We start from the raw sequence: 13123 nt of genomic DNA, 5'->3' as shown, positions 1-13123 counted from the left end.
GGTGCAAGAGCTTGTTGTCGCGCGCACCGCCGGCTCAAACAAAAACAGGGATCGGGGTGATGAGTGTCGGACTGATCGGTCTTCTCGACGATATCGCGGCGATTGCAAAGGTGGCAGCGGCCTCGCTCGACGATGTAGCGAGCCAGGCTGCCAAAGCGGGCGCAAAGGCGGCTGGCGTGGTCATCGACGACGCTGCCGTCACGCCGAACTACGTCATCGGTTTTGCCTCGAAGCGCGAACTGCCGATCGTCGGCAAGATTGCGGTCGGATCGCTGCGCAACAAATTGCTGATTCTGCTTCCCGCTGCCCTGCTGCTTGGTTATTTCCTTCCCACCGCGGTGACGCCGCTGCTCATGCTGGGCGGAGCCTTTCTCTGCTACGAGGGTACCGAGAAGGTGCTCGAAGCCGTGATGCCGCATCATGCGCACCACCACGAAGCCCAGCTCGAGCCGATCGCGCTGAATGCCCGGTCGGTCGAGGACGAGAAGGTCGCGAGCGCCATCAAGACGGATTTCATCCTGTCCGCGGAAATCATGGCGATCACGCTGGCGGCCCTTCCGGCGGGCAGCATCTGGATGCAGGCGCTGGTGCTGGCGCTGGTCGGCTTCGGTATCACGGTCGGGGTCTACGGCGTGGTGGCCCTGATCGTGAAGGCGGACGATGCCGGGTTGGCCCTTGCGCGCTATGACGGCGCCTCAGTCATTGGCGCCGCGATCCGCTCGCTTGGACGCGCGCTGGTCCGCCGTATGCCCACCTTCCTGGCGGTGCTGAGCACCATCGGCACTGCCGCCATGATCTGGGTTGGCGGCGGCATCATCCTGCACGGCATCGAAAAATACGGCCCGCCGGTGGTCGGCCGCACGGTCCATGCCGCAACCGAGGCGGCCGCGCACGCCCTTCCATCCGTTGCCGGCATCATCGAATGGTCGGTCGAGGCAGCCATCTCAGGCGTGCTTGGACTACTTGTCGGCGCCGTTGCGATTCCGGCAGTCCAATACGGTCTCTCGCCGGCATGGAAACGGCTGAGGCGATCGCAGGACCGCGCCTCCTAGCCGCCATCCGGGCGACGGGTGCGGGCTACTCCAAGAACGTCGTGAGCTGCGCGCCCTCGTCCGCAACGAACACCGCGATCAATTCCGCGGGCTCCGTCGCGCTGGCGTTGGCCGAGACCAGGTGCGTCGAGCCCGGCGGTTCGAAGAAGGACTGGCCGACGCCAAACGTCGCGACAGGACCGCCGCCGAGCTGGGAGCGGATCTCGCCCTTGGTGATGTAGGCCGTCACGGATCCAGCGTGACGATGCGGCCGTGAAAACCCGCCCGGACCATAGGTCACCCGCACGATGGTGACGCGCTTGCCCGGCACGTTCGGCAATGCGTAGGAGCCGATCGGTTCGACCTTGTCGAGCGGCGAGCTCTCCGCCGCCGTGGCGCAGAGCGGCGCCAGCGCGCCGGAGACGGCATCCATCGTCACCGGCAGCGCTTTGCCGATCGCCAGCGCACAGGCCAGCCCTGCAACGACGGCGAGCGCCGTCGAACGCGACGGCGCCGGACGCTGTACGGCAGATAAACTCATTGCTGTCATCATAACCTCCCTTCGTGCCGATCAGGATGCCGCAGCATTCGCGGCCACCGGCCGCGGCGCCGGCGTCCAGCGAAACGCAGCCCCAAAGCGATTCCAGACATTGATCGAGGCGACCGCCGAGGTCAGGTACATCAGCTCGGTCTCGGAGAACTCCCGGGCAGCTTCGGCATAGACGTCCTCGCTGACGCCGTCGGGCAGGACAGTCAGCGCCTCGGCCCAGGCCAGCGCGGCGCGCTCACGCGGCGAAAAGATCGGCGCCTCGCGCCAGACTGCGACCAAATGGAGCTTGTCGACGGGAACGCCGATCCGTTCCGACAGCAGGACATGATGCTGCACGCAGAAGGCGCAGCCATTGATCTGCGAGGCGCGCAGCTTGACGAGCTCGATGAGCTGCTTGTCCAGGCCGGCTTTGGCCGCAAGCTGACCCAGCGCCAGCACCAGATCATAGACGTCAGGCGCGATCTTCTTGAAATCCTCGTATTCGCTACGGGCATGTGACATTGCCGTTTACCTCGTCTTATTGTATGAAGGCTTACATCTTATAAGAGCTCTTATATGTCACGCAAGTCCGCAGCCGCCGCAAGACCCAAAACCGCGTACAAGGCGACCGCACCTAGCGGCGACGTGCGTGTACCCGCGCCCGGAGAAGGCAAGCGTGGCGAGCAAGGTTATCTCGGCTATCTCCTGCGCCAGGCCCATGCCGCGGTCCGCCTGACGATGGAACGGGCGCTGGCCGATCTCGGCGTGACATCGCCACAATTCGCGGTGTTGACCATGCTCAACGCGTATCCGGGACTATCAGGCGCCGACGTCGCCCGCCTCACCTTCCTGACGCCCCAGACTGTCGGCGTCATCATCCGCAACCTCGAACGCGACGGCGCGATTCTGATGACGCCCCATCCAGTCCACGGCCGCATTCAGCAATGGACGCTGACGCCGCGCGGCGCGACGCTGCTGAAGGACTGCCGCGAGCGTGTGATCGCGCTCGAGAAGCGACTTACTCGGGGTTTGGATAGCAAAGCGGAAACGACAATCCGGCGCTGGCTCGCCGGAATTGCGACTGATTTACAGCAGGACCAGGTGGATTGACGTTCGTCTCTGGCGAAGCCCTACCCGTCCTTCAACGCGTCCTTGACGTCGCCGGCGGGCCAAGTCTCGGTCGCGGCGATCACCCGCACGCGGGATCGATCCGTGGCATTGACCAGCACGTGCGAAGTCACCCGGTCGCGGCTCGGCTCCAGGTGCAGAGTGGTTTCGGGCTTCCAGCTCAGCGTGATCGCCAGATCGCCCGGAAAAATCTGCCAGCGCGATCCGTCGTCGAGCTCGACGACATGGCTTTCCGCATGCGCTTGTATCTTCATTCCACCTCGAATTCTCGATGACAGGCTGCGTGCGCGGAGCAGGCCCCGGCGATCAGCCGGGGCCTGCTCCGTTAGTCGTTGTCGTGATGAATCACGGTCTTTTCGCGATTGCCGAATTCGTCCTGCTTCTTGATCACCGTGGTGCGATCAGAGGGCTCGCGCTCCCTGATGACAGTGGTGCGGTCGCGATCGCGGTCCCGCTCGCGGTACTCGTGGGACTGACCGACCGTCACGCCGGCGCCGACCGGGCCGACGTGAACGCCGACTTCATCCGCGAGCGCAGGCGTCGCAACGGCGGTGATCATGGCGGCGGCAAACAGATATGTCCTCATCATCTCTTCCTCCTTCCGGATACGAAGGGAATGCGGGACTGCGACAGTTTGTTCCGACAGAAAGCCTGATCCTGGGCCGCGCAGAATCAGCTGTGCGGCTGTTCCAGGAACCGACCCACACAGGCCATGTTTCGGGCTACAATGTGCCCATGACGCACGCTGATTCCTCCCTCCATCCGACTCGCCGCAGCCTGCTGCAATCGACGTTCGGTGCAGCCGCTCTGCTCGCATTCCCGACACGCGTCCTCGCCGCGCCTCCAGGCTTCGACGAATGGCGCGAGAGCTTCCGCGCACGTGCGATGGCCAAGGGCATTTCGGCCGCGACCTGGCAACGCGCGATGGGACGGGTCGAGCCCGACATGAGCGTGTTCAAGCAGATGCGCAGCCAGCCCGAATTCCACGAGCAGGTCTGGCAATACATCAATCGCCGCGTCTCCGACTGGCGCGTCATCAACGGCAAGATTGCGCTGAAGAACAACGAGGCGCTGCTGGCGCGCATCGAGCGGGATTTCGGTGTCGAGCGCGGCACGCTGCTGGCGCTGTGGGGCGTCGAGTCCGCTTATGGCGATCCCCTGGTGCAGCAGAACCACATGACGCCGGTATTTCCCTCGCTCGCCGCACTCGCCTGGAACGAGCCGCGCCGGAAGGCCTATTGGGAGACCGAGCTGATCAACGCGCTACGCATCGTCGACAAGGGCTGGAGCACGCCAGAGCAGATGCAGGGCTCCTGGGCCGGCGCGATGGGCCATTCGCAATGGATGCCGGAAGTCTGGCTCAATGTCGGCATCGACTATGACGGCGACGGCAAGGTCTCGCCCTTCGGCAAGCCCGACGACGCGCTGGGTTCGACCGCAAAATATCTCGTCAACCGCGGCAAATGGCATCGCGGCGAGCATTGGGGCTATGAGGTGCGCGCCGCCGGCAATATGGGCGGCAGCCGCACCTATGCGGCCTGGGCGTCAGCCGGCGTCACCCGCGCCGACGGCCAGCCGTTCCCGCAGCCAAACGCATCCGCGCAAATGTGGACGCCGGTTGCGGGCGGACCGACCTTCCTGCTCGGACCGAATTTCTATTCCGTGAAGAGCTACAACCCTTCCATGAACTATGCGCTCGCGATCTGCCATCTCGGCGACCGCTGCCTGGGGGCGCCGCCCTTCATCCAGCCCTTCCCCGGCTCCGAGCGCGCGCTGACGCTCGCCGAGGTGCAGGAGATGCAGACGCGCTTGACGAAAGCCGGTTTCGACACCGGCGGCACCGACGGCCGGGTCGGCAACGACACCATGAAGGCGATCAAGGATTTCCAGCAGCGCGCAGGGATTGCGCCGGCGGACGGCTATGGCGGGCTGAAGGTGCTGGCCAAGCTGCGGCAGGGGTCGTAGGTACGCCGTCATTCCGGGGCTCGCGTAGCGAGAACCCGGAATCCATTCCTCCGCATTGCTTGCTGCACGATAGATTCCGGGCTCGCGCCGAGTGGCGCGCCCCGGAATGACAGCCTGCCTCAATGCCGGTACTGCGGCTCTTCAGCGTCCAGCTGCCTGCGGATCGCGGCGAGATGCAGCCGCGCGGATTCGGAATCGCCCTCGCGCATCTGCCTGTAGGTCTCGGCCGCGATCGCGGGATCGACCGGCAGCACCTTGCGGCCCGTCGACATCGCCAGCACCTGTACCTCGGCGGCGCGTTCGAGGTAATAGAGATCGTCCCAGGCTTCCGCGATGGTGGGCGCCAGCACCATCACGCCGTGATGCTTCATGAAGACGATGTCGGCATCGCCGACGGCGGAGGCGATGCGCGCACCCTCCCGATTGTCGAGCGCAAGGCCGTTGTAGTCGCGGTCGACCGCGGTGCGGCCGTAGAATTTCAGCGCGGTCTGGCCGGCCCAGATCAAGGGATCGCCCTCGGTCATCGACAGCGCCGTCGCATAGGGCATGTGGGTATGGAACGCGACCTTGGCGCGCGGCAGGCGCTTGTGCATCTCGGCATGGATGTAGAACGCGGTCGCCTCCGGCACCCCCTCGCCGTCGAGCACATTGCCGTGGAAATCGCAGATCAGCAGCTTGGACGCGGTCAGCTCGCGGAAGGCGTAGCCGTAGGGATTAACGAGGAACAGATCGTCATGGCCAGGCACGACGGCCGAGAAATGGTTGCAGATGCCTTCCTCAAAACCGTTGCGCGCGGCCATGCGGAAGCAGGCGGCGAGATCCTCGCGTGCGGTGCGAATTGCATCGGTGGCGAGGTCCGGCCGGTTCGAGCGGAATGGTGCTGACGCGGATGAGGAAGCGTGGAGGCTGTGCGCCATGGCGAAGGACACCTCTGTCGGTCGAAAGCTGCCGTCTTGTACAGGGGCTGCGCCTGCGCGTCAGCCCCTGCGACCGCCACCCTGCCCTGCGCGGCTCAGGCCCGCCGCGGCACGCCGCCGGCATTCATGCCGCCGTCGATGACGAGCTCGCTGCCGGTGACGTAGCGCGAGGCATCGGAGGCCAGATAGAGCACGCCTGAGGCGATCTCCGCCGCCTGCCCCGCGCGGGCGAGCGGCGTGACGACCTTGGCACGCTCCTCGGGATCGATCGGCGCGTTCTGGCCGGCGCCGGTCGCACCGGTCGGGATCTTGCCCCAGATCGGGGTATCGATGATGCCGGGATGCACGGAATTGACTCGGATGCCGTCGCCGGCCGCCGCGCATTCCATCGCGATCGACTTGGCGAACAGCCGCACGCCGCCCTTGGTCGCCGAATAGGCGGACAGACCCGGCGAACCTCGCAGGCCCGCGAGCGAGGACATCATGACGATCGAGCCGCCGCCATGCTTGCGCATCAGCGGCAGGCAATGCTTGACCGAGAGAAACACGCCGTCGAGATTGATCGCGTTCTGCTTGCGCCAGTCGGCGAGCGTCATGTCGACGATCGATGGCACGGCGATGCCGATGCCGGCATTGGAGACGAGAATATCGAGCCTGCCGTAGAGCTTGGCGATTTCGGCGACGATATCGATCCAGCGCTCCTCGCTGGTGACGTCCTGCTCCAGGAATATCGCCTTGCCGCCGGCTTTCGTCACGCGCTTGGCGAGCTCGGGCCCGCGCAGCTCATCGATGTCGGTGATGACAACAGTCGCGCCCTCGCGCGCGAACAGCTCGACGATGGCCTCGCCGATACCCGAGGCGCCGCCGGTCACCAGCGCGACCTTGCCCTCAACCTGCCCTGCCATGTTCACTCCCTTTTTTGTTGTTTGAGGCCGTTATCTTTTACGCATGATCTCTGCGCAAACGCGTTCCGCGTTTGTCGCATCAGATCTTGCGTCATCTAATCACGGATGGCCCCTGGTCCGGTAGCGCGACGTCGATGACGCGGAACTGCACCCGCTCGACGCCTTGGTACCGGTCGACCGAAAGCGAACCGGCGACATGCAGTTGCTGGCCGCGGTTGGCGAGCAGCGCGTTGCCGAGCTTCTGGCCGATCGAGCGGAACGCGATGCCGTTGACGATGGCGCCATCGCCCGACTTGAAGCGCAGACGCAGATGCGCCTGCCCGACCTCGTCGGCAAAAACGAGCTGGTGTGCCGGCAGCGCCAGCACGGCTTCCGGATTGCCGCTGCCGAACGGACCGGCACGGTTCAACGTCGCCGCAAGCTCAGTCGTCACCGCGCGCGCGGAGACCGCGCCATCGATATAGAGCTCGTTGACGTGGCGCGCCTCCGCGACGTCCTGCGCCAGCGCGTTCTCGAGATAGGCGCGGAATTCGGCGAGCTTCTCTTTCCGCAATGTCACGCCCGCGGCCATCGCGTGGCCGCCGCCCTTGAGCAGAATTCCGTCAGTGACCGCCTGCCGCACGGCTTTGCCGATATCGACGCCCGCGATCGAGCGGCCCGAGCCGGTGCCGATGCCGCCTGGCTCCAGAGCAATGGCGAAAGCGGGCCGCGAGAACTTTTCCTTCAGCCGGGAGGCCACGAGGCCGACGACGCCGGGGTGCCAGCCTTCGGACGCCGTGACGATGACGCTGAGCTTGTCCTCGAGCCCGATCGAGGCCAGCGCCTCGGCTTCGGCTTGCGCTTCGGCCGCCTGCTCGATAACGCGGCGCTCGCTGTTGAGGCGGTCGAGCTCGGCGGCGATCCGCGCGGCCTCGACGCTGTCGCCTTCCAGCAATAGCCGCACACCGAGATCGGCGCGGCCGATGCGACCGCCGGCATTGATGCGAGGCCCCAGCATGAAGCCGAGATGCCAGGCCTCCGGCGGCCCGTTGAGCCGCGCCACATCCATCAGCGCGGTATGGCCGACATGGTCGCGGCGCCGCATCGCGATCAGCCCCTTGGCGACGAAAGCGCGGTTGAGGCCGATCAGGGGCGCGACGTCGGCAACCGTCCCGAGGGCGACGTGATGCAGCATGCCGAGCAGATCGGGCTCGGGCATCTCCGTGCTCCAGAAGCCGCGCTGACGCAGCTCGCGGTTGACCGCAACCAGCGTCACCAGCACGAGACCTACAGCGGCGAGATGGCCGAGGCCGGAGAGATCATCGAGCCGGTTCGGATTGACCAGCGCGTCAACCTCCGGCAGCTCGGTGCCGGCCTGGTGATGGTCGATCACGACCACGGACATGCCGAGCCGTCTTGCTTCGGCGAGCGGCTCGATACTGGTGGTGCCGCAATCGACGGTGACGAGCAGCGTGGCGCCCTTTGCCGCCAGGCCACGAACCGCTTCGACATTGGGCCCGTAGCCTTCGAAAATGCGGTCGGGAATGTGGATCAGCGGATCGAGCCCGCAATGGCGCAGGTGCCAGGCGAGCAGCGCTGCCGAGGTCGCGCCGTCGACGTCGTAATCGCCGAAAATCGCGACCTTCTCGCCCTTCGCCGCGCCGTCCGCGATCCGCTTCGCCGCGGCCTCCATTTCCGTCACGGTAAAGGGGTCCGGCAGGAGCTTGCGGATGGTCGGATCGAGGAAGTCGGCGACTGCGTCGATGTCGACGCCGCGGCCGGCCAATACCCGGGCCAGCAGTTCGGGAAGCTGGTGCCGCTGCACCATGGCGAGCGCCTGGGCCGCTCCGCGGGGATCCAGCCGGTCGCGCCAGAGCTTGTCGGTCAGCGAGCGCGCAACGCCGAGAAACGCCTGGGGCGCTTCGACGGGCAAGGCGGTTGCAGGCGGCGTCATGGGTCGCAATTGGTTTGAGGAACCCGGAGCCGACGGTATCGGTCCGGCTTGCAGGACGATTGACCCGGAATCCTCAGGGATTTGCAATCTCCGCGCCGCACAAAGCGGTGGATTGCCGATTTGCTGCGCCGACTGACTATCATTTGGGCATTCGGCGGAACAGCAAATTAAGCAGGCGTTAGGCGGAATCCTCGAAAAAGAATCGTATTCGATCTGTAAGCGATTGTTCCGGGTTCATTGCAGATCAGACCTCATTGCCAAGGGAAATCCCCGATGTCTGCTGCGCTGGGTCTGAAAGCCAAGCCGATCGCCACCGAACCCGCTGACGATGATTCCGACATCTCCGCGCTGATCAACCGCCTCACCGCGGAGGTCAACCAGATCGCGGTCGACAAGACCAAGTCGATCCAGCAGATCACCAACCAGATGAAGATGCTGGCGCTGAACGCGCTAATCGAGAGCTCGCGCGCCGGCGCGCAGGGCGCGGGTTTTGCGGTGGTGGCGCAGGAGGTGCGCGGCGTCGGCCAGCAGGTCGAGACCATCGCGCGCGAGCTCGAAAGCCAATTGACCAAACGCACCGGCGATCTCGTCGCCTCGATCGACCGCATGAGCCAGCGCTCGCGCGGCGAGCGGATGGTCGACCTGTCGCTCAACGCCATCGAGCTGATCGACCGCAACCTCTATGAGCGCACCTGCGATGTGCGCTGGTGGGCGACCGATTCCGCCGTGGTCGATTGCGCAGCCTCGCCGTCCGCCGCCGCAGCGATTTCCCACGCCTCGCAGCGCCTGGGCGTGATCCTCGGCGCCTACACCGTCTATCTCGATCTCTGGCTCTGCGACCTCGACGGCAACGTCATCGCCAATGGCCGCGCCGACCGCTTTCGCGTGGTCGGCCAGAACGTCGCCCACACCAAATGGTTTCGCGAGGCGCGAACCTTGCGCTCCGGTGACGACTACGTCGCCGGCGACGTCGAGAACCAGCCGCTGCTGGGCAATGCGCAGGTGGCGACCTATTGCGCCAGCGTCCGAGCCGGCGGTCAGGCCCACGGCGCCCCGATTGGCGTGCTCGCCATCCACTTCGACTGGGAGGCGCAGGCTCGCGCCATCGTGCAGGGCGTGCGCGTCGGCGACAGCGACAAGGCCCGCGTCCTGCTGGTCGATTCGAATTTCCGCATCATCGCGGCGTCCGACGGCCAGGGCATCCTCAGCGAGCGCATCTCGATCTCGCTGAACGGCCAGCGCTCCGGCTTCTACCATGACCGCTCGGGTGCCCTGGTCGCGTTCCATGCGACCCCGGGCTATGAGACCTATCGCGGGCTCGGCTGGTACGGCGTGATCGTCTGCGGGACGTGAGACAGCCGGCCGATTCAAAAACCCGAAAACAACCCCATGCACAGTAGCCAAAGGGCTGCTTTCATTGGTGTTTTCAGCTGGGCTTGCTTCCTCGTTCTCTCAAACATTTTGACACGTCGGGCAAAACAGGGGCAATCTGCGAGCATCGCAGATTGTGTTTGCGGCATGAGGGAACGACCCTTCGCGGTTTTGTGACATCGCCCCCCGGCTTCTGAAGCAGTTTCCGGCAAGCCGCGCCCGTTACAGGCAAGAGGCCCGCGTCCTTGATCGAATAGAGTCGCCTCGCATCACCTTAATCGACGTGAGCGAGTCCGCCCTGGCTAACCATCTCGCGCTCGTCACATGCCAAGGAGACATGCCATGAAGGTCGTCGTGATCGGCGGAACCGGATTGATCGGATCCAAGCTCGTGGCGAAGCTCAAGCAGCGGGGCCATGACGCGGTAGCGGCCTCGCCGAAATCAGGTGTGAACGCCGTAACCGGGGAAGGCCTCGCGGCGGCGCTGGCCGGCGCGGATGTCGTGGTCGACGTGGCCAATGCGCCGTCTTGGGAGCCCGCCGCCGTGCTCGAGTTCTTCGAGCGCTCGAGCCGAAATCTCGCCGCGACCGAGGCCGCCGCAGCCGTCAAGCATCACGTCGCGCTCTCGATCGTGGGGACCGACCGCTCGCCCGACATCGCGTATTTCCGTGCCAAGCTCGCCCAGGAGACCATCGTCAAGGCCTCCGCGGTCCCCTACTCTATCGTCCGCGCCACGCAGTTCTTCGAATTCCTCGGCGCCATTGGCGAGGCTGGAGCGGCCGGAGACAAGATCGTCGTTCCATCGGCACTGTTTCAACCGATCGCCGCCGACGACGTGGTCGATTGCCTCGCAGAGATCGCAACGGGGCGGCCGCTGAATGGCACCATCGACATCGCAGGCCCCGAGAAGGCTCCCTTCAATGAGTTCGTCGCGCGCCGCCAGAAAGCCTCCGGCGACAGCCGTACGGTGGTCGGCGACCCAAAAGCGCAATATTACGGCGCTTCCATTCAGGACACATCGCTGAACCCGCTCGGCGAGGCTCGGCTCGGGAAGACGCCGCTCGCAACATGGCTCGCGCGCCTCTGAGGGGCCGCCAGTGCCGCAATCAATACAGAAACGGCAATGAAGGAAATCCCATGCGCAGATTGCTGATCGCAACGGCGGTTTACGCCGCGTCTGTCTTGACGGTCCATGCGGCCGAGACGGCAGCACCATCGACCAGGGTCACCGTCGTATTTGACCAGGCGCTGCCAAATGTCCCCGGCAAGAGCATGAAGGGCGTGCTGGTCGAATATGGTCCCGGGGGCTCGTCGCCGGCCCACATCCACGCGCCCTCCGCCTTCATCTACGCCACCGTCCTGGAAGGCGCGATCCGCAGTCAGGTCAATGACGGCCCGGCCAAGGTCTTTCAAAAGGGCGAGAACTTTTCCGAAAGCCCCGGCGACCGCCACGGCATCAGCGCGAACGCCAGCGATACCGAGCCTGCCAAGCTGCTGGCCGTGTTCGTGGTGGATACGGCCGACAAGCAGCTGACGACGCCTCTTGCGAAGTAGCGCCAGACCGGCAGGCTGGCTGGCGATTGCCACCAGCATCAATTGGGACTCTCGACGAAAACGACTGGCGTGCCTTTCGACAGGCTCGCCGCGACGCGTTCGGCGTCCCAATTGGTGAGACGCACGCAGCCGTGAGATTCCGCCTTGGAGATCTTGCCCGGCGAAGGCGTGCCGTGAATGCCGTAGCCTTCAGCCGACAGGTTGATCCAGACAGTGCCGACCGGATTGTTCGGACCAGGCCTGATCTTGAAGGGTGTGCGGGAACGGACGCCCTTGAAGTGATAGTCGGGATTATAGCGATAGTACGGATTGCGGCTGATTTCCGTGACTTTGAGCGTGCCCGAAGGCGAAGGCTTGTCTTCGCTTCCGACCGTCGCGGGATAGAATCCGATCATGACATTTGATTTATCGAACAGCTTTACCGTCTGCCTGACCTTGTCGACCTCGACCCTGTCGGCCTTGGCAGGTGCACCATTGCCATCGTTGCCAATGTTCACCACGACGATAATCTCGCCCGCCCGGTCGAAATGGCGCCCGGGGTTGAGCATCTCCAGGAGTTGCTCGCTCATGTGAAACTTCTCGGCCAGCGCTTCGCGCGGGCTGGTGTAGCCGAGCTTCGGGATGTCCTTCATGTCTTCCATCTTCGACGGGAGCCTGGTCAGGAAAGGACCCGCCACGTCCTGCTGGGCGATGGTGTAGGTCGCGGTCGCCGGCCGGTCATCCGCTTGCAGCGCCTTCCAAACATCGTCCGATAGGGTATCGGAACTCGGCAATTGCCGCGCTTCCGCATAGGCCCGCAGCGCTTTCCTGGCATTCTCTCCGAACTTGCCGTCGATCTCGCCTAGCGAGAAGTGCGCCCGATCCAGGAGGACCTGCAAGCGCACGCCCGCCGGGGTCGGCTTCTCATTCGAGAGGCTCTTCTTCGTTGGCTGGGCAGAATTGACGGCATCCGCCGACATCTCGGCAGCAAACACTAACACTGGCGGGGCCGCCAGGGCAAAGACAAGTAAGATGCAAATCTGCCCCGTTCTCGTCAGGGACATCGCCGCCTCCTTTCAGGTTTCCTGCGGTTGCATGTTGAACCCTGGGGCTGCAGCGGTAACCAGCTCGCGATACCGTTGTTCATACTGCCGCGCCATTCGGCGTGCGGTGAAGCGTTCCTCGAAGCGGGCACGCACCTTCCTTCGATCCAGCTTGCCCAGTTCGTCGACGGCCTTGACCGCCTGCTCCTCGTTCTCGACGATGAAGCCGGTCACACCGTGCTCGATCACCTCAGGGACGGAGCCGGAACGGTAGGCGATCACGGGCGTGCCGCAGGCCATCGCCTCGATCATGACCAGCCCGAAAGGTTCCGGCCAGTCGATCGGAAACAAAAGCGCGGCCGCCTCGCTGAGGAAGGCCTGCTTTTTGATGTCATCGACTTCACCGATGAGCTGGATCTTTTCGCCGTCGATCCGGGGCTCGAGGTGCTTCCTGAAGTAGGCGGTCTCGGCGCGTGGGATCTTTGCGGCGATGCGGAGAGGCATCCGGGCCGCGTGCGCGATCCGGATAGCGTCCTCCGGCCCCTTCTCGGCGGTCAGACGACCAAGAAATGCCAGATAGGATCCGTCCTCATAGGAGGGGCGCAACAGCTCCGACGGCAATCCGTGCTGAATCGTTCCAATCCATTTCGCATCGGGAAGCGGCAAGCGCTGGTGATCGGAAATCGACACGAAGCTTGCCTCGGGGAATTGCCGGATCACGTCCGGTAACCCCGGCAGGTCGAGGCGGCCGTGCGTGGTCGTGAGGAAC

The 13123-nt window shown here is 64.8% G+C and carries 15 protein-coding genes; 6 read left to right on the top strand and 9 right to left on the bottom strand.

The features are described from left to right. The first annotated feature begins 59 nt into the window (after window positions 1-59). Entirely contained in the window at window positions 60-1052 is a 993-nt protein-coding gene (locus tag IC66_RS0103620; protein ID WP_038946689.1) for a DUF808 domain-containing protein, read from the top strand. A 25-nt stretch (window positions 1053-1077) separates the two neighbouring features. Here the strand turns inward: IC66_RS0103620 and IC66_RS0103615 are convergent, their stop codons facing one another. Both IC66_RS0103615 and IC66_RS0103610 read right to left on the bottom strand, forming a co-directional pair. After that, window positions 1078-1581 (bottom strand): cupin domain-containing protein, encoded by a 504-nt coding sequence (locus IC66_RS0103615; protein WP_028144775.1) that lies wholly within the window; start codon window positions 1579-1581, stop codon window positions 1078-1080. 21 nt (window positions 1582-1602) lie between these two features. Continuing rightward, a complete protein-coding gene (locus tag IC66_RS0103610) occupies window positions 1603-2082 on the bottom strand; it encodes a carboxymuconolactone decarboxylase family protein (RefSeq protein WP_028144776.1) in 480 nt (159 codons plus the stop codon). Between the two features lie 54 nt (window positions 2083-2136). On the opposite strand from IC66_RS0103610, the gene IC66_RS0103605 reads away from it, so the two are divergent. After that, window positions 2137-2670: a MarR family winged helix-turn-helix transcriptional regulator gene (locus IC66_RS0103605; RefSeq protein WP_028144777.1), complete on the top strand. Its 534-nt coding sequence runs from the start codon at window positions 2137-2139 to the stop codon at window positions 2668-2670. Between the two features lie 20 nt (window positions 2671-2690). Here IC66_RS0103605 and IC66_RS0103600 read toward each other — a convergent pair whose 3' ends face one another. Beyond that, window positions 2691-2942 (bottom strand): hypothetical protein, encoded by a 252-nt coding sequence (locus IC66_RS0103600; RefSeq protein ID WP_028144778.1) that lies wholly within the window; start codon window positions 2940-2942, stop codon window positions 2691-2693. A 71-nt stretch (window positions 2943-3013) separates the two neighbouring features. Further along, complete coding sequence (locus tag IC66_RS0103595; RefSeq protein WP_038946688.1) at window positions 3014-3274, bottom strand: hypothetical protein; 261 nt, start codon at window positions 3272-3274, stop codon at window positions 3014-3016. A gap of 149 nt (window positions 3275-3423) precedes the next feature. Between IC66_RS0103595 and IC66_RS0103590 the strand changes: the two genes are divergently transcribed. Beyond that, window positions 3424-4653: a lytic murein transglycosylase gene (locus tag IC66_RS0103590; protein ID WP_038946686.1), complete on the top strand. Its 1230-nt coding sequence runs from the start codon at window positions 3424-3426 to the stop codon at window positions 4651-4653. Between the two features lie 119 nt (window positions 4654-4772). Here IC66_RS0103590 and IC66_RS0103585 read toward each other — a convergent pair whose 3' ends face one another. The 3 genes from IC66_RS0103585 to recJ form a co-directional block, all read right to left on the bottom strand. Continuing rightward, entirely contained in the window at window positions 4773-5570 is a 798-nt protein-coding gene (locus IC66_RS0103585; protein WP_038946685.1) for an aldolase, read from the bottom strand. 95 nt (window positions 5571-5665) lie between these two features. Further along, the gene (locus IC66_RS0103580) at window positions 5666-6475 is read right to left on the bottom strand and encodes an SDR family NAD(P)-dependent oxidoreductase (RefSeq protein ID WP_028144782.1); all 810 of its coding nucleotides are present in this window, start codon (window positions 6473-6475) and stop codon (window positions 5666-5668) included. 91 nt (window positions 6476-6566) lie between these two features. Continuing rightward, the gene (gene recJ / locus IC66_RS0103575) at window positions 6567-8408 is read right to left on the bottom strand and encodes a single-stranded-DNA-specific exonuclease RecJ (RefSeq protein WP_038946684.1); all 1842 of its coding nucleotides are present in this window, start codon (window positions 8406-8408) and stop codon (window positions 6567-6569) included. Between the two features lie 273 nt (window positions 8409-8681). On the opposite strand from recJ, the gene IC66_RS0103570 reads away from it, so the two are divergent. From IC66_RS0103570 to IC66_RS0103560, 3 genes are all read left to right on the top strand, one after another. Next, the gene (locus tag IC66_RS0103570) at window positions 8682-9761 is read left to right on the top strand and encodes a methyl-accepting chemotaxis protein (RefSeq protein ID WP_028144784.1); all 1080 of its coding nucleotides are present in this window, start codon (window positions 8682-8684) and stop codon (window positions 9759-9761) included. 360 nt (window positions 9762-10121) lie between these two features. After that, window positions 10122-10865 carry an SDR family oxidoreductase gene (locus IC66_RS0103565; protein ID WP_038946683.1) on the top strand — a complete coding sequence of 248 codons (744 nt, stop codon included), beginning with the start codon at window positions 10122-10124 and terminating at the stop codon, window positions 10863-10865. Window positions 10866-10915: 50 nt separating this feature from the next. After that, complete coding sequence (locus IC66_RS0103560) at window positions 10916-11332, top strand: cupin domain-containing protein (RefSeq protein WP_038946682.1); 417 nt, start codon at window positions 10916-10918, stop codon at window positions 11330-11332. Between the two features lie 38 nt (window positions 11333-11370). On the opposite strand, the gene IC66_RS0103555 is transcribed toward IC66_RS0103560, so the two are convergent. After that, window positions 11371-12375 carry a L,D-transpeptidase family protein gene (locus IC66_RS0103555; protein ID WP_038946681.1) on the bottom strand — a complete coding sequence of 335 codons (1005 nt, stop codon included), beginning with the start codon at window positions 12373-12375 and terminating at the stop codon, window positions 11371-11373. A 12-nt stretch (window positions 12376-12387) separates the two neighbouring features. Further along, window positions 12388-13123, bottom strand: a 736-nt coding sequence (locus tag IC66_RS0103550; protein ID WP_049806451.1) for a glycosyltransferase family 4 protein, incomplete at its 5' end; no start/stop codon positions are given.

Origin of the sequence: Bradyrhizobium genomosp. III (assembly GCF_000261705.1) — a bacterium.
Classification (GTDB): domain Bacteria; phylum Pseudomonadota; class Alphaproteobacteria; order Rhizobiales; family Xanthobacteraceae; genus Bradyrhizobium; species Bradyrhizobium ottawaense.
Note: the sequence above shows the minus strand (reverse complement) of the source record. Positions and strands in the feature narration are given on the sequence as shown.